The sequence below is a fragment of the Spirillospora sp. CA-108201 genome (genome assembly GCF_050936235.1).
Taxonomy (GTDB): domain Bacteria; phylum Actinomycetota; class Actinomycetes; order Streptosporangiales; family Streptosporangiaceae; genus Spirillospora.
This window is the reverse complement of sequence record NZ_JBNJNE010000001.1, coordinates 4,765,140-4,781,306: the sequence shown is the minus strand read 5'-3', so window position 1 is coordinate 4,781,306 and position 16,167 is coordinate 4,765,140. Positions and strand designations below refer to the sequence as shown.

General features: G+C 74.8%; 14 protein-coding genes. 7 read left to right on the top strand and 7 right to left on the bottom strand.

Features of this window, described 5'->3' with window-relative positions; all coding sequences use genetic code 11:
* Position 1: 1 nt before the first annotated feature.
* Positions 2–574 carry a TetR-like C-terminal domain-containing protein gene (locus ACQEU6_RS23025; RefSeq protein ID WP_499334839.1) on the bottom strand — a complete coding sequence of 191 codons (573 nt, stop codon included), beginning with the start codon at positions 572–574 and terminating at the stop codon, positions 2–4.
* 101 nt (positions 575–675) lie between these two features.
* Here ACQEU6_RS23025 and ACQEU6_RS23020 point away from each other — a divergent pair, with 101 nt between their 5' ends.
* The 3 genes from ACQEU6_RS23020 to thpR all read left to right on the top strand — a co-directional run bounded on the left by ACQEU6_RS23020 (position 676) and on the right by thpR (position 3,606).
* Positions 676–1,140 carry a MarR family transcriptional regulator gene (locus ACQEU6_RS23020; protein ID WP_499334837.1) on the top strand — a complete coding sequence of 155 codons (465 nt, stop codon included), beginning with the start codon at positions 676–678 and terminating at the stop codon, positions 1,138–1,140.
* Positions 1,141–1,588: 448 nt separating this feature from the next.
* A complete protein-coding gene (locus ACQEU6_RS23015; RefSeq protein WP_499340320.1) occupies positions 1,589–2,866 on the top strand; it encodes an MFS transporter in 1,278 nt (425 codons plus the stop codon).
* A gap of 116 nt (positions 2,867–2,982) precedes the next feature.
* Positions 2,983–3,606, top strand: coding sequence for an RNA 2',3'-cyclic phosphodiesterase (thpR, locus tag ACQEU6_RS23010; protein WP_499334836.1), 624 nt, complete (start codon positions 2,983–2,985; stop codon positions 3,604–3,606).
* On the opposite strand, the gene ACQEU6_RS23005 is transcribed toward thpR, so the two are convergent.
* From ACQEU6_RS23005 to ACQEU6_RS22995, 3 genes are all read right to left on the bottom strand, one after another.
* Entirely contained in the window at positions 3,543–5,669 is a 2,127-nt protein-coding gene (locus ACQEU6_RS23005; protein ID WP_499334834.1) for a hypothetical protein, read from the bottom strand. The two genes, thpR and ACQEU6_RS23005, sit on opposite strands and share 64 nt — an antisense overlap.
* A gap of 139 nt (positions 5,670–5,808) precedes the next feature.
* On the bottom strand, positions 5,809–6,822 hold the full coding sequence (locus ACQEU6_RS23000; protein WP_499334833.1) for a hypothetical protein: 1,014 nt from the start codon (positions 6,820–6,822) through the stop codon (positions 5,809–5,811).
* A 49-nt stretch (positions 6,823–6,871) separates the two neighbouring features.
* Positions 6,872–7,003, bottom strand: coding sequence for a hypothetical protein (locus tag ACQEU6_RS22995; protein WP_499334831.1), 132 nt, complete (start codon positions 7,001–7,003; stop codon positions 6,872–6,874).
* 116 nt (positions 7,004–7,119) lie between these two features.
* On the opposite strand from ACQEU6_RS22995, the gene ACQEU6_RS22990 reads away from it, so the two are divergent.
* Positions 7,120–8,037 carry a class II glutamine amidotransferase domain-containing protein gene (locus ACQEU6_RS22990; RefSeq protein WP_499334829.1) on the top strand — a complete coding sequence of 306 codons (918 nt, stop codon included), beginning with the start codon at positions 7,120–7,122 and terminating at the stop codon, positions 8,035–8,037.
* A 48-nt stretch (positions 8,038–8,085) separates the two neighbouring features.
* Here ACQEU6_RS22990 and serC read toward each other — a convergent pair whose 3' ends face one another.
* Positions 8,086–9,222, bottom strand: coding sequence for a phosphoserine transaminase (gene serC / locus ACQEU6_RS22985; RefSeq protein ID WP_499334828.1), 1,137 nt, complete (start codon positions 9,220–9,222; stop codon positions 8,086–8,088).
* Between the two features lie 44 nt (positions 9,223–9,266).
* Positions 9,267–9,674, bottom strand: coding sequence for a hypothetical protein (locus ACQEU6_RS22980; protein WP_499334827.1), 408 nt, complete (start codon positions 9,672–9,674; stop codon positions 9,267–9,269).
* A 170-nt stretch (positions 9,675–9,844) separates the two neighbouring features.
* On the opposite strand from ACQEU6_RS22980, the gene ACQEU6_RS22975 reads away from it, so the two are divergent.
* Positions 9,845–12,733 carry a hypothetical protein gene (locus ACQEU6_RS22975; protein WP_499334826.1) on the top strand — a complete coding sequence of 963 codons (2,889 nt, stop codon included), beginning with the start codon at positions 9,845–9,847 and terminating at the stop codon, positions 12,731–12,733.
* A 109-nt stretch (positions 12,734–12,842) separates the two neighbouring features.
* Here ACQEU6_RS22975 and ACQEU6_RS22970 read toward each other — a convergent pair whose 3' ends face one another.
* The gene (locus ACQEU6_RS22970; protein WP_499334824.1) at positions 12,843–13,955 is read right to left on the bottom strand and encodes a citrate synthase 2; all 1,113 of its coding nucleotides are present in this window, start codon (positions 13,953–13,955) and stop codon (positions 12,843–12,845) included.
* Positions 13,956–14,127: 172 nt separating this feature from the next.
* On the opposite strand from ACQEU6_RS22970, the gene pdxH reads away from it, so the two are divergent.
* On the top strand, positions 14,128–14,787 hold the full coding sequence (gene pdxH, locus ACQEU6_RS22965) for a pyridoxamine 5'-phosphate oxidase (protein WP_499334823.1): 660 nt from the start codon (positions 14,128–14,130) through the stop codon (positions 14,785–14,787).
* Positions 14,784–16,079, top strand: a complete 1,296-nt coding sequence (locus tag ACQEU6_RS22960; protein WP_499334822.1) for an MFS transporter — start codon at positions 14,784–14,786, stop codon at positions 16,077–16,079. The genes pdxH and ACQEU6_RS22960 overlap by 4 nt, the downstream gene beginning before the upstream one ends.
* Positions 16,080–16,167: the final 88 nt, after the last annotated feature.

Genomic DNA, 16,167 nt, shown 5'->3' with positions numbered 1-16,167 from the left:
CTCAGGCTACGCGGCCCCGGCCCGCCAGTCCGCCGAGGACCATCGTGATGAGCAGTTCGTAGCCGGCCTCCAGGTCCGCGGGCAGTCCGAATCCGCCCGCCGTCTCCAGCACGGCGAACCCGTGGACGGCCGAGCGCAGGCAGCGCGCCGCGTGGACGAGGTCCGGCCCTTCCAGGGCGTAGCCGCGCAGGGCCCCGTACAGGATGTTCAGCAGCCGTTCCGCGGCGTCGCCCACCGGGCCGCCCTCCGGGGCCGCGGTCTGATCCATCGCGCCGTAGCGGCCCGGGTGCTCCACCACGTACGCCCGGTAGGCGTACATCAGCGCCCGGACGGCGTCGTCGCCGGACCGCCCGAGCGCGGCCTCCCCGAGCCGTTCGGCGAGTTCCTCCAGGACGCGCGCGGTCACCAGGTGTCGCAACTCGGCGAGATTGCGGACATGCTTGTAAAGGGAGGGCGTCGCGACCCCGGCCCTTCCCGCCACCGCCGCCAGCGTGAGGGCACCGGGGCCCCCGGCGTCCACGACGGCGACGGCGGCGTCCACGACCGCGTCGGGCGACAGTCCCGCACGGGGCATCGCGACCCTCCTCTATATCTCTTTAGCTGTAAGGCTAATCAGATTAGCGACAGTGTCAAGTGGCGGCGTGGCAGCATGGGCAGCACAGGAGACCGAGGACGATGACATTGCCACCGATCCCGGGCCGCACGGCGCCCGGGCTGGCCGAAGAGCTGCGCATCTCGATCGCGCGGCTGTCGCGCCGGCTCCGCACGCTGCGGCCGTCCGCCGGGGGCGAGGGCGGCCCGAGCCCGCTGTCGCTCACGCAGTTCGCCGCGCTCGCCGCCATCGAGCGGCACGGGTCGATGACGCCGCGCGAGCTGGCCGACCACGAGAAGGTGCAGCCGCCCTCGATGACCAGGGTCATCGCCCACCTGGAGGAGCGGGGGCTCGTCGCGCGCAGCCCGCACCCGACCGACGGGCGCCAGGTCGTGCTGAACGCCACCGAGGAGGGCGCCGCCCTGCTCGCCGCCGAGCGCCGCCGCAAGGAGGCATGGCTCGCCCTGCGCCTCGGCGAGCTGACCGACGAGGAGCGGGAGATCCTCCGCCGCGCCGCCCCCGTCATCGACAAGCTCAGCCGCTCCTGACCCCGGCCCGCCCGGGCCCGCGGGCGGCGGCGTTCACCTGATCAGGATTCCCGCGCTTGCCGGAATGCGGGCGGGGCGATTACCGTTAGCCTTGGTAATGACTTCTGCTAACGAAACCCCCGACGAACCCGAGGGGACCGCGACGCGCGGGGCCCGCGGGCGGCGGGCCGCACATCCGGTCCGGGCCGCCGCCCTCGCGAGCCCCGCCCGCTCCCGCCGTCGCCGCCCCGCCCCGCGTCCCCCCGCGCACGCGCCCGCCCGCCCCGCCGCGCGGCCCGACACCACCTCCGCCACCTCCCCCACCTCCCCCGCCGCGACCGCCGCGGACCAGTCCGGACCGCTCCACGAGGCCGTGGCGGACGTCCCCGAGCCCGCCCCCTCGCCCTCCGCCGCCGAGGAGCCCTCTGCCGCCGACGAGCCCGCAGGGGAGCCCGAGGGCCGCGCCGGCATGTTCCGCTCGCTCCGCAACCACAACTTCCGCCTGTACACCGCGGGCCAGGTCGTCTCCAACACCGGGACGTGGATGCAGCGGATCGCGCAGGACTGGCTCGTCCTCGATCTCGCCCACGGCAGCGGCACCGCGCTCGGCGTCACGACCGGACTGCAGTTCCTGCCGATGCTGCTGTTCGGCCTGTGGGGCGGCGTCATCGCCGACCGCTACTCCAAGCGCCGCGTGCTGATGCTGACGCAGGTGTCGATGGGCGTGCTCGCGCTCGTCCTCGGCCTGCTCGCGATCAGCGGCGCGGCGCAGGTGTGGCACGTGTACGTGCTGGCGTTCGGGCTCGGCGTCGCGACCGTCGTGGACAACCCGACCCGCCAGTCGTTCGTGGTCGAGATGGTCGGCAAGCGCGACCTGCCGAACGCGATCGCGCTGAACAGCGCCACCTTCAACGGCGCCCGGCTGCTCGGCCCGGCCGTCGCCGGGGTCCTGATCGCGCTGATCGGCACCGGACCGGTCTTCCTGGTGAACGCCGCGTCGTTCGGCGCCGTCCTGTTCGGCATCTACGCCATGCGGACGGACGAGCTGCACCACGCCGCCCCCGTCAAGCGCGCCAAGGGCCAGCTCCGCGAAGGGCTCCGCTACGTGCGCGGGCGCCGCGACCTGATGCTCGTGCTCATCCTCATCGGCTTCCTCGCGACGTTCGGCATGAACTTCAGCACCACCGTCGCCCTGGTGGCGAAGGAGGTCTTCCACAGCGACGCCTCCGCGTTCGGCCTCGCGTCGAGCATGCTGGCGCTGGGCGCGCTCGGCGGCGCCCTGCTGGCGGCCCGCAGGGTCGCCCGGCCCCGCCTGCGGCTGCTGGTGGTGATGGGCCTGGCGTTCGGGGCGCTGGAGGTCCTCACCGGCCTGATGCCGACGTACTGGTCGTTCCTGGCGCTGCTGGTGCCGACCGGGATCGCGATGATGACGATCATGACGGCGGCGAACGCGTCCGTCCAGCTCGGCGTCGCGCCCGAGATGCGCGGCCGCGTCATGGCGCTCTACATGCTGGTGTTCCTCGGGACGAACCCGCTGGGCGCGCCCGCGGTCGGCTGGCTGGCCGAGCACTTCGGCGCGCGGGCCTCCCTCGTCCTCGGCGGGCTGGTGTCCGTGGTCGCCGCCCTCGCCGTGGGGGCCCTGGCCCTGCGGTGGAGGTCCGGCGAGCAGGAGGGCTCGCCGGACGAGCGCGGGACGGTGCGTCCCGCCCTGGCGAGACTCCGCCGCGCCCGGGTCGCCGCGCGGTAAAGGACGCGTAGGGGCCCCATAAGACCGGCCGTCCGAGGCGATTCGGTTGGCCCTATTTGCGTGACAAGGAGCGCCGCCTGCTGAAAGGCTGGCGGCGTGGCCCTGTGGAAGCGTTCATGAGGCTTTTCGTCGCGCTCGTCCCGCCGCCGGACGTTCTGGACGAGCTCGCGGAGGCCGTCCGGCCCCATCTCGGCACGGTCTCCGAGCTGCGCTGGATCCGGCGCGACCTGATGCACGTCACGCTGACGTTCCTCGACGAGGTCGACGACCGCACGCTGGAGCGGCTGCTCCCGCGGCTGGAGCGCGCCGTCCGCCGTCACGAGCGGATGACGCTGTCACTGGCGGGCGCGGGCGCGTTCCCCGGCAACGGCGCGCACGCCCGGGTCCTGTGGACGGGCCTGTACGGCGACCGCCGCGCCCTGGCGAGGCTGGCCGCCTCCACCACCGCCGCGGGCCGCCGGGTCGGGACGATCCCCGACAAGCACCGCGGCTTCCGCCCGCACATGACGCTGGCGCGGTCGCGGCGGCCGGTGGACGTGCGGGCGCTCGTCGAGGCGCTGTCGTCGTTCGCGGGCATGCCGTGGACGGCGGACTCGGTCCAGCTGATGCGCAGCCACCTGCCCGGCAGGGACAACGCCCAGCTGGAGTACGAGCCGCTGATGGCGTGGCCGCTGCGTCACAGCTCCGGCGGCGGCGGGGCGGGGCGGTCGGCGTCCGGCGGCCCCCAGGGGACGCCGTAGCGCTCGCAGGCGCGGCGCAGCTCGGCGAGGTCGGGCGGGAACGTGATCTGGCGCAGCACCCGCCCGGACGGCCCCCACACCACCAGCCGGGGCATCCGCTCGACCGCGTCGTCGATGCCGACGCCGCCGAGGCGGTCGCGGGCCAGGTCCCACTCGACGCGGCCGCGCCGGGTGACGACGGCGACCCCGGCGGCCGACACGCGCAGCTGCGACCGGTTGCGGTCGTACAGCCAGTAGCCGAGCAGCCCGACGAGGATCCCGGCCGGCATCGACCACATCGCCGTGGTGTTGAACCCGCCCAGATCGGGCCCGAGCCACACCGCGCCCAGCAGCGCCACCGCCTCGCACAGCAGGACGCTCACCCCGTAGGTGCCGACGCGGGACCTGCGGGTCGCGTCCAGGACCGTGCCCGGCGCGGTCGCCGGGCTGGGGGGCGTGAGGACGGGGAAGACGAAACCGGGCTCCTCGGACGGCTCCGGCTGGGGCGCCGCGCCCTCGCGCGCGCCCCCCTGCGCCGACAGGGCCGCGGGGGCGGGCTCGGGGTCGGGGGCCGACAGCGAGGACATGGCCGAGTGGAACGCCGCGCTCAGGTAGGCGTCGTACTCGGCGTCGTTGACCGGGAGCCCGGCGCGGCGGGCGGAGTCGCGCAGGTCGGTGCGGGAGATCCGCAGCGCCGACAGCGGCGCGGAGAAGAACTCGTCGCCGTCGGAGTCGTACAGCCGGACCCAGGCGTGCCCGGAGACGGTCAGCAGCTCGATGCCGCCGATGCGGTCCTGGGGCATCTTCAGCACCACGTCGCCGGCGGCGTCGGCCCAGCCGAGCCCGTCGCCCTCCACGACCAGGCGCCCGCCGGGCACCTGCGCGAAGATCTCCGGCAGCCCTTCGAGCCCGTAGTCGGGACGGCGCGGCGACCGCGCACCGGGAGTGATCACCCGGTAGCCGTGGTCGTCGAGGGCGTGCGCGAGCTGGAAGCCGTCCAGGCCGTGGGCGGGCAGCCGGGCGACCAGCTCCATCCGGTGCCCGAACGCCAGCGCGGCGAGGTCGGCGCGGCGCGGCTCGCCGCTCACCGGGTCCAGGCGCAGCCCGGGCCCGACGACGACAGCGGCGACGTTCTCGGCGCGCAGGTCCTGGGTCTCGCGGCGGCGGCCGGGACGGGCCCGCACCAGCAGCCGCTCCGCCGTGATCGTCCACCGGACCTGCGCGGCCCGCAGCAGCCGGCGGCGCGCCGCGAGGACGCCGCCGATCGCGGCGAGCGCCCAGCAGCCGGCGGCGAGCCGGGCGCCGAACTCGCCCGTCCCGTCCAGCGCGATCCGGACGATCATGACGGCGCCGAGCAGCGCGGTGAGCGCGCCGAGGAGCACGATCCGGCGGCGGCTCGGAAGCGGCTCCGGCGTGGCCAGCCGCTGCTCGTCGGGCGCCGCGCGGGACGAGCGGCGGGAGGGCGCCTCCACGGGCGGCTCGTGCGCCGCGGCCAGCAGGGCGGCCTCCTGGTCGAGCAGGCGCTTCTCGGCCGCGTGGTCGCGCGGCAGGGGGCCGCCGCCGGGGACGTCGTCCTCCAGCCCGGACGCGCGCAGCGCCTCGTCGAGCGCCGGGTCGAGCAGGTCGGTGGCCTCGCCGTCCAGGACGTGCATGGGGATGCCGAGCCTGCGGGCCGCCACGAACACCGCGAGCGGCTCCAGGCCCATCGCCGTCATCCCGCCCACGGCGGTGCGGCCGAACCGGTGGAAGACGGTCAGGACGCCGTCGCCGGTGGTGACGGCCAGGCCGTCGATCCGGGAGCGCTCGTAGGAGACCATCGTCAGCCCGCCGGGGCCGACGCGCTCCAGGCCGTCCGCCGACAGCCGCCAGTACGGGCGCGGGCGGCGGCGGCGCGCCTCCGGGACCGCGCCGAGCAGCCACGGGAACGCGGCGACGGCGCCGATCAGCGCGGCCCACAGCCACACCGGCCGGATCGGCAGCAGCGCCAGCGCCACCGCGAGGACGGTGAACGGACCCGCGGCGACGGGGCGCCAACGGCCGCCGGATCCCGCGAGGCCCACCAGCTCATGCTCCACAGTCCGCATCCTCACACGGGTCCCCGCGGGACCGTCGCCCCCTTCCACGATCCGGTCGCCCTCCGGAACCGACAACCATCGCGCCGGTCAGGTCGGGGCTCCACCGCCGTCACATGAGTCTCACCGGTCACCCGGGCACCCGTCCCCGTCACCGCCGTCGCCGCAGCAGGCCGTAGCCGACCGCCGCCGCGATCGCGAGGGCGAGGAACAGCGCCATCCGGGTGTTGGTCGCGTCCCGGCGGCCGCCCGTGGTGTCCTTCCCGGCGCCCGCGCTCCCCGGGGAGGCCGCCGGGGACGGACGCGCCTCCTCCGGCAGCGGCAGCCGGTAGACCGGCTGCTTCCTGCCCTCGGACCCCACCAGCAGCGAACGCCCGTCGGGGGTGTAGGTCACCGACTCGCCCTGCACCTGACGGGGCAGGTCGAGCGACTTGATCGTCTCGCCGGGGCGGCCGTCGGCGCCGACCGAGTACAGGCGGGCGCCGAAGTAGGTGCGGATGACGCAGGTGCGCCCGTCGGGGGCGAACGCGCCGTCGGTCGCGATCGCCGGGGCGTCCCCGACCCGGCGCAGCACGTTGAAGCCGCCGGTCCGCAGCCGCGCCGGCGCCTCGTAGACCTTGCCGCCGAACAGCTTGCTGACGATGTAGAGCCGGTTCGTGCGCGGGTTGATCATCATGGTCTCGGCGTTGCGCGGCCCGTCCTCGTACTTGATCCGGAACCGGGTGGCCTGGAGGGTCTGGCTCACCAGGCGCGTCGGCTCGGGGATCCGGTACACGGTCACGTACGGCCAGGCGCCGCCGAGGTTGTCGCCGATGTCCGCCACGTAGATCGCCGGACGGCCGCGGCCGTCCCTGCCGATCGCCATCGCCTCCCAGTCGCGGGCCCCCGCGCCGGCGAGCGTGAGCACCGCGGCGACCTTCCCGTCCGGGCCCAGCGCGTAGACCTTCGGGACGCCGCCGGAGTCGTTGTGGGTGTAGACGACGCCCCGGTGCAGGGAACTGGCGGCCAGCCCGCTCGACTCGGTGATCCGCGGGTCCTTGATCGTGAAGGCGACCGCGTCGTCGCGGGCGGAGCCGGCGGAGGCGGCGGGTTGCAGGAGGCAGACCGGGGCGCCGGCGAGGACGAGCGCGGTGCCCGCGCGCACGGCGGTCCGGCGTGCTGACATGGATCGATCATCCCCGTTCCGCGCCCCGACGATCACCTGATCCGCGCCGTCAGCCCAGCAGCGCCCCGACGACCACGGCCAGGATGAGCGCGGTCAGCACGGTGGGCAGCAGCCATTGGGGCGCGCGGTTCACGCCCCCGAGCTTATTCGGCCTCCCGGCCGCCTCGAACCGTCCACCCATGATCTTCCTCTCAATCCCGCGTGCGGGGAGAGCGCCCGGGCGGGAGCGGGCGCCCGGTGGGGCGGTCGGCGGACGGCGGATCGAACCGTCCGGCCGCGGGCCGCATCTCATCCTGCATGTGCGGATTGTTCGGGGTGGTGCGCTCGCCGTTCGCGGCCGACCCGGGTCGGGCGTCGGACGTGCTCGTCGTGCTGGGCGCGCTCGCGGAGGAGCGGGGGAGCGACTCGGCGGGCCTGGCGCTGCTCGGGGCCCCGCCGGGGCTCGGCGGGGCCGGCGGCGGGGGCTGCCGGGTCGTGCGGGGGCGCGGCCGGTTCTCGGGGGTCTGGCGGCCGGAGTTCCTGTCCGAGCTCGACCGCGCGGCCGTGGCCGTCGGGCACACGCGCCGGGCGGCGCGGGGGGCCTCGGTCGAGGCCGGCGACGCCGGCCCCCTGATCGTCCCCGGGGCGCCGGCCGCGGTCGTCGGCGCGAACGACGCCGACATCGACGTCGCCGACCTGCGCAGGCGGTACGCGCCGCCCGCCGGGGACGCGGCCGCCGGCGCCTGCGGCGAGCCGGTCCTTCGGCTGATGGCCGGCCGCCGGTCCCCGTCCGAGATCACCGGCGTCCTCCAGGCCCTGGTCGGACGGGTCGCGCTGGCGTGGGTCGAGCGCGACCGCCCCACCGAGGTGCACCTGGCGCGCGGCGCGCTCAGCCCGCTGACCGTGGCCGTGGACACCGACCAGAACATCTACTGGGCGTCGAACCCGCGCTGGTTCCGGGACGCCGAGCGGCACACCCGGGTCAGGTTCGCCACCGTCGTGCTGCTGCGCGAGGGCACCTACCTGAAGGTCGGCATGGAGCGCCGCCCGGGGCGCCGCGACCTGCCCGAGGTCCTCACGACGGCGGCGTTCGCGCCCACGGCGCGCGACACCGACAGGGACCCGCGCGTGTGGACCGGCTTCACCCCGGCCGACGCCGAGGTCGACCGCGCCGGCCTGCTCCACCGCGTGGTGCAGCGGACGGGCGGCGCCGACGGTCTGCTGACCGTCGCCTGAACCGGCCCTCGGGGGAGCGGCGTGGCCCCCCGAGGGCTCCGGCTCGTCTCAGAGGCGCTCGACGACGTAGTCGACGCAGGCGGTCAGCGCCTCGACGTCGCCCGGGTCGATCGCGGGGAACATGCCGATGCGCAGCTGGTTGCGGCCCAGCTTGCGGTACGGCTCGGTGTCGACGATCCCGTTGGCGCGCAGGCTCTTGGCCACGGCCGCCGCGTCCACGTCGTCGCTGAAGTCGATCGTGCCGACGACCTGCGAGCGCTGCGCCGGGTCGACCACGAACGGCGACGTGTACGAGGTCTTCTCGGCCCACGTGTAGAGCCGCTGCGACGAGTCGGCCGTGCGGGACGTCGTCCAGCGGAGGCCGCCCTGCCCGTTCATCCACTCGATCTGCTCGGCGAGCAGCAGCAGCGTGGCCACGGCCGGGGTGTTGTACGTCTGGTCCTTGGCGGAGTTGTCGACGACCGTCTTCAGGTTGAAGAACTCCGGGACGTACCGGTCGGACATGGCGATCTCGTCGATCCGCTCCAGCGCCGCCGGGGACGCGAGCGCGACCCACAGGCCGCCGTCCGCCGCGAAGCACTTCTGCGGGGCGAAGTAGTAGACGTCGGTCTCGGACACGTCCACGGGCAGGCCGCCCGCGCCGGACGTGGCGTCCACCAGGACGAGGCCGTCGCGCGCGGTCGTGCCCGCCGGACGCCTGATCGGCATGGCGACGCCGGTCGAGGTCTCGTTGTGGGTGAGCGCGTAGACGTCGACGTCCGCCTCGGCGGACGCCTCGGGGTGCGTGCCGGGCGGGCTGGAGATGACGGTGGGGTCGCCCAGCCAGGGCGCGCCCGTGGTGACCTTGGCGAACTTGCTGGAGAACTCGCCGAAGGTCAGGTGCTGCGACCGCTGGCGGACGAGGCCGAACGCGGCCGTGTCCCAGAACGCCGTGGTGCCGCCGTTGCTGAGCAGGACCTCGTAGCCCTCGGGCAGGGAGAAGAGCTCGGCCAGCCCTTCCCGGACGCGGCCGACGAGGGACTTCACCGGCTTCTGCCGGTGCGAGGTGCCCATGTAGGTCGAGCCGGACTCGGCCAGGGCGGCGAGCTGCTCGGGACGGACCTTGGAGGGACCGCACCCGAAACGGCCGTCGGCGGGCCTGAGATCGGCGGGAATGTCGATGGTGGGATTCGCGCTGTCGGTCACTCAGCCGAGGCTATCTGACCTGCGGGGAAGATCGTGGGTCGGGCTCACATGCCGAGACGCCGGCGGCGCCATGCCCAGGTCAGCAGGGCGACGAGGCCGGCGGCGCAGACGCCGCCGACGACGGCCGGGGGGTAGATCCAGGCGTCGCCCCTGGAACGCGCGCGCACGGCCGTGGTGGCGGAGTCGTAGGTGAGGAACGCCAGGAACAGCGCGGCGACCGCGACGGCGATCCGTCCCGCGACGGCGTTGGTGGCGCGGCGGCGCTCCTCGCGCTCCGCGTCGAAACGGCGCAGCGTCTGCGCCGCCTCCGCCGCCTCCGAGACCACGGGCGCGGCGGCGCCCGGCCGGCGCGAGGGCGCGGCGGCGGTGCGGGACGCCGTGCGTGACGCCGTGCGGGACGCGGGGCCGATGTCGCCTTCGAGCGGCTCGTCTCCGGCGGGGGGTTCTCTCATGCCGCCCATGATGACAAAGTGGCCGGGTTTCGGGAACTTGAGCGTGATCAGCGGAAAGTTTCGATCCGATCGGCCGTTCGGCGCGTCCAACCTTGGGCGGGGGCGAAGGGCGCGCGAGACGGGGGAGCGGCCGGGCAGAGGCGGGCGAGAGCGGAAGCGAGGCGTGGCGCATGACGGGCGACGGCGACCGGATCCTAAGCGAGGATCGGCTGCGCGGGGTCCTCGACCTGTTCGAACGGCTGCGGGAGCGGCCGCCGTGGCGGTGGCGGGAGCGGCTGCGGCCCCTGCTCCTGCTGCTCGGGCCGGAGCGCGCCGCCTCCCACGCCGCCGAGATGCTCAAGTCCCGCTGCGAGGACGAGCGGGCCCCGGTGTCGCACATCGCCGCCGACACGCCCGCCTCCGACGTCGCGGGCGTGCTGCGCGAGGCCAAGCGCGAGCTGTCGCAGCCGAGCAGCCGCGCCCGGGGCGAGCCGGCGCTGCGGTTCCCGCTGCTGGAGATGGCGCTGTGGCTGCGCGACCTGCGGGAGATCCGGCTGGCCGGCGACCGCCCGCCGCCGCGCGGCGCGTCCTCGTCCGAGCGCGAGAACCACCTGCTCGTCCGGCGGCTGACGCACCCGCCGGTCGGCGACAACGAGAACGCGCGCCGCCGCGAGCTCAACCGGGTGATCCGGCGGCGCGGCCGGGACGTCCTGCGCGACCTCGAGGAGGTCCCGAGCCGGCGCGCCACCTTCTTATCGTTCCTGGAGCAGATCGCTCCCATCGGCATCGCCGCCGTCGCGCTGATCAGCGCCGGGACGGCGGCGGCGCTCGACCTCGCCTCCGCCGTGCTCGCGGCCGTCGTCGGGCTGGCGTTCGTGACCGTGCAGATCGTCGCCCGGACGCGCGGCTGGTACGGGGTGCGGCGGTACGGGTGGTTCCTGCGCCAGCCCTACGTCGACCGCGACTCCACCGGGTTCCTCGGCTTCGCGCTCGGCGTGTTCGACCCCCGGCCGGTCGAGCCGGACGACCACGGCGAGCAGCTCGACCTGCTGCTCGTCGGCGCGTTCCTGGAGGACCTGCGCCGCAACTACCGGCGCGACTACCGCCGGGCCGCGTGGGCCCGGGTCCGCTACCCCGTGCTGATCTTCGAGCACCTGTCCGCCGGTCATCCGGGGGTGGCGTTCGTGGAGCTGGTCGAGCGCGTCCGCGCGGAGGGCCAGGCGGGCGACCGGCCGTCCGCGTTCGACCCGCTCGTGGTCGCCGCCGGGGTCGACCCGACCGCCCCCGCGAGCGCCGACCCGGCCGGCCCGCCCGGGCCCCGGCTGCTGGAGCGGCTCGCGCGGGCCGTCCGGGTGGACGTGGCGTCGGACGAGCCGCAGAGCGTGATCGCCGCGCGCGGCCTGTGGGACCGCTACACCCGCGAGCAGCGGCGCGTCGGCGCCCTCGGCTCGCGCCGCGAGCTGCGCGTGGACGTCACCCGCGACCCGGGCGGCGACCTGCCGCCCGTGCGGCCGGTGCGGCGGCGGCCCCGGCTCACCCACCCGGCGCTGCCGTGGATCGCCATGGTCGCGGTCGCCGCCGCGTCGGTCTCGGTGATCTCCGTGCAGGTGGTGCGGTACTGCTCGCCGTTCGGCATCAGGCGGATGGCGAACGGCGAGTGCGTCGGCATCACCGACGGGTCGTTCCGCTTCGGCGAGGACTCCGGCGGCAAGAACAACGACAACCGGCTCAACAAGGTCCTCGACCGGATCGAGTCGCTGAACGACCACGTCACGGAGTCCGGCAAGCCGTACGCGACCGTGGTCTACCTCGGCCCGGTGACCGCGGACCCGTCCATCAAGAACAAGCGGATCGACCTGCTCGCCGGAGTGCAGGGCGAGCTGATCGGGCTGGCGATCGCCCAGAAGCGGTTCAACGACGCGGCCGAGGGCGACGACCTGCGGCTGCGGGTGCTGGTCGCCAACGCGGGCGCCAGGTTCCGCTACGCCGAGGACGTCGCCGAGCAGATCCGCGAGCGGGCGCTGAAGGACCGCTCGATCGTCGCGGTGATCGGGTTCGAGCAGAGCCGCCGGCAGACCCAGCGGGCGATCAGGCTGCTGGCCAAGTCGGCGCTGCCGCTCGTCGGCACCGCCAACAGCTACGACGGGACGGCGCTGCTCGACGGCGACGCGGGCTACTCGCCTTACTACTTCCGGCTCGCGTCCCCCAACGCGCGGACCGCCCGGCACGCCGCGTTCTGGGCGCGGCGCGGCGACGTCGGCGGCAGGAAGGCGGACGACGCGGTCGTCATCTACGACGGCGACCCCGACGACCTCTACAGCGCGAACCTCGCGACCGACTTCCAGCGGTCGTTCGGGGGGAAGGCGCTGATGCGCCCGTACCGCAATCCCGGTGAGCTGAACAAGTCGATCAGGGAGGCGTGCCAGAAGCAGCCCGACCTCTTCTACTACGCGGGACGCTCGGACGAGTTCCGCTCGTTCGTCAACGTCCTGGAGCTCTCCTGCCCCAAGCGCCCGCTCGTCCTCGCCGACGACGAGATCGCCAAGTACGTCAGCGACAACGCCGAGGAGCTCGGCCGCAAGAACACCTTCGACCTGTTCTTCACGCCGCTGGCCGCCCGGGAGGCGTGGACGTGGCGCTGGATCGGCGACCAGGCGCCGCAGACGTTCTACTCCGACTACGACCCGGGGGTCCGGGAGATGGCCGACGACGGGGACGACCCGACGGGGCGGCGGCCGTCCATCACCCGCGCCGCCGTGGGCTACGACGCGGCGACCCTCGTCGCGACCGTGGCGAGCAAGGTGTACTGGCAGGAGAAGGCCCTGCCGTCGGCGGGCTCGGTGTTCGCGGCGCTCAACGACCCCGACCACGACGTGCTGCGCAACGGCGCCAGCGGCGTGCTGCGGTTCGGCCCGCGCGGCGCCGGCCACCAGGTGATCGACCGGCCGGTGATCCTCGCGACGATCCGGCAGGACGGGACGACGGAGGTCAGGCAGGTGTGCGGCCGCCTCGTCGCCGGCGGGCAGGGCAGGGCCGACTGCCCTCCGGCGGAGGGGAGCGACGGCGCCACCGCGAAGTAGCCCCGCCCGGCGGACGGCGAGACCCCGGGCACGGCGAGTACCCGCGGGCACGGCAAAGGCCCCCGGTTCACCCGGGGGCCTCAGGCGCGTCGGTGCGGGGGCTAGCCGGTCAGCCGGCCTTGCGCTTGAGGACCTCCGCCGCGCCGGCGACCTCGTCGAGGGAGCGGCTGCCGGGGCCGGTGTAGCGGGCGCTCGGCCGGACGAGGCGGCCGGTGCGCTTCTGCTCCAGGATGTGCGCCGCCCAGCCGGCGGTGCGGCCGCAGGTGAACATCGCGGGCATCATCGCGGTCGGGACCTCGGCGAAGTCGAGGATGACCGCGGCCCAGAACTCCACGTTCGTCTCGATCGGGCGGTCCGGGCGGCGCTCGCGCAGCTCGGCCAGCGCCGCGTCCTCCAGGGCCTTGGCGGCCTCGAAGCGGGGTGCGCCGAGCTCCTCGGCGGTGCGGCGCAGCACGCGGGCGCGGGGGTCCTCGGCGCGGTACACGCGGTGCCCGAAGCCCATCAGCCGCTCGCCGGAGTCGAGGATGTCGGTGACGACCTTGCGGGCGTCGCCGAGCTGCTCGACCTTCTCGATCATCGGCAGGACGCGGGCGGGGGCGCCGCCGTGCAGGGGGCCCGACATGGCGCCGATCGCGCCGGAGATGCTGGCCGCCACGTCGGCGCCGGTGGAGGCGATGACGCGGGCGGTGAAGGTGGAGGCGTTCAGGCCGTGCTCGGCGGCCGAGACCCAGTACGCGTCGATGGCCCTGACGTGCTTGGGGTCGGGCTCACCGCGCCAGCGGACCATGAACCGCTCGGTGATGGTTCCGGACTCGTCGATCCGGTGCTGCGGGACCATCGGCTTCCCGACGCCGCGCGCGGACTGCGCCACGAACGACAGCGCCGTCACCGACACCCGGGCGAGGTCGGCGCGGGCCTCCTCGTCGGAGATGTCGAGCAGCGGCCTCATCCCGTACGCGGTGGCGAGGGTGGGGAGGGAGCTCTGCACGTCGACCCGCACGTCGCCGGAGGTGACCGGGAGCAGGTGCGGGTCGGCGGGGGCCAGGCCCGGGGAGAGGCTGTCGTCCACGAGGAGGCCCCAGGCGTCGCCGAAGGAGACACGCCCGACGAGTTCCTCGATGTCGACGCCCCGGTAGCGGAGGGCGCCGCCTTCCTTGTCCGGTTCGGCGATCTCCGTCTCGAAGGCGACGACCCCTTCGAGACCGGGTTTGAAGTCGGACATGTCGTCCTGCCTTTCGTCCCGTGTGATAAGGCGGTGCCGTGCCATTGAACCCTGCCCGCCTTACTGACCAGTACCCCGGGGTCCTGCAAGTTGCACAGGACCCGAAGTGAGAGGCTCTGACGCTGTGGATTCCCCAACGCCGGACCCCGCACGGCTCCGCAGATCCTATGAGGTGGGCGAATTGTCCGAGTCGGCGCTCCCCGTCGACCCGCTCGCCCTGTTCGCCGCGTGGTTCGCCGAGGTGCACGCGTCGGGGCTGGCCGAGCCGAACGCGATGATCCTCGCGACCGCCTCCGGCGACGCGATCCCGAGCGCCCGGACGGTCCTGCTCAAGGGCTACGGACCGCAGGGCTTCCGGTTCTTCACCAACCTGACCTCCCGCAAGGCCCGCGACCTCGCCGGGAACCCGCGCGCGGCGCTGGTGTTCCCGTGGCATCCCCTCCACCGGCAGGTGCGGGTCGAGGGGGCGGTGTCCGAGCTCCCGCGCGAGGAGGCGGCGGCCTACTTCCGGACCCGCCCGTACGGGTCCCGGATCGGCGCGTGGGCCAGCGAGAACCAGTCGGGCGTCATCCCGGGGCGCGAGGTGCTGGAGCGCCGCTACGCCGAGGCGGCCGAGCGCTGGCCGGATCCGGCCTCCGGGGAGGCGGAGGCGCCGGAGGGGGACGCGGCCGGCGCCGTCCCGCTGCCGGACTTCTGGGGCGGCTACCGCGTCGAGCCCGAGTCGATCGAGTTCTGGCAGGGCCGCCGCGACCGGCTCCACGACCGCATCCGCTACCGGCGGGCGGCCCCCGGCACCGCGCAGGGATGGGCGGTCGAGAGACTGGCTCCGTGACGCCGCCGGTTGGAACGGTCCGCCGCAGGCGGCTGCGGGGGCTCGCGATCGACGCCCGGCCGCTCCGCCATCCGGCCTACCGGCGGCTGTGGCTGGGGCAGGGCGTGTCGTTCGTCGGGTTCCAGGTCACCGCCGTCACCGTCCCCGTCCAGGTCTACGACATGACCCGGTCGTCGTTCTGGGTGGGCGCCCTCGGCGTCGTCAACCTCGTCCCGCTGATCGTGTTCGGGCTGTGGGGCGGCGCGGTGGCCGACCACATGGACCGGCGCAGGCTGCTGTTCGCCTCGTCCTGCGTCATGTGGGCGGCGACGCTGCTGCTCCTCGTCCAGGCGCTGCTGCACGTCGGCAGCCTCGCGCTGATCATGGGAGTGGTGGCGGTCCAGGCGATCGGCTTCGCGGTGTCCTCGCCCACCCGCAGCGCGATCATCCCCCGGCTGATCGACCGGCCGCTCGTCCCGGCCGCCAACACCCTCACCTTCACCGCGAGCCAGTTCGGGATGCTGTCCGGGCCGCTGTTCGCCGGCGTCCTGCTGGCCCACTGGCACTACGCGGCGGCCTACGCGCTCGACGCCGTGCTGTTCACCGTCGTGCTGTACGCGGCGCTCAGGCTCCCGCCGGTCCCGCCGCTCGACGACGTCACCGGCACGCCCGGCCTGCGGTCGGTCTTCGACGGGCTCCGCTACCTGGCCACGCAGCCGGTGCTCCTGATGTCGTTCGTGGTGGACGTCATCGCGATGGCGGTCGCCATGCCGCGCGCCCTCTTCCCCGAGGTGGCCGAGACCCGGTTCGGCGGCGAGGGCGCGGTCGGCTACCTGTTCGCCGCGATCGCGGTCGGGGCCTTCCTCGGCGGACTGTCGTCCGGCTGGATCGGGCGGGTGCGCCGGCAGGGGATCGCGCTCGTGGCGGCCATCATCGTCTGGGGCCTCGCCGTCGCGGGCGCCGGGCTGGCCGGCAGCCTCTGGCTCGGGGTCGTCCTGCTCGCCGTCGGCGGCGCGGCCGACCTGGTGTCGTCGGTCTTCCGCCAGTCCATGCTCCAGACGTACGCGCCCGACCAGATGCGGGGGCGGCTCCAGGGCGTCTTCACCGTCGTCGTCGCGGGCGGCCCCCGGCTGGGCGACGTCCGGGCGGGGGCGACCGCGAGCGTCGTGGGCGCGACCGCCTCCTGGGTCGGAGGCGGCCTGGCCTGCGCCGCGCTCGTCATCGTGGCGGGGTTCGCCGTCCCGGCCCTGCTGCGCTACGACGCCCGCATCGCGGAACCCGTCCCGGCCGAGCCGCTGCCGCTGGGGGACTGAGAGCCGTCAGCCCAGGGCCGCGGCGGCGGGAAGCTTTCGCGTCCATCTTGCGTTCCCCAGTACCCGGCTTCGGGGGATATTCGCAGGA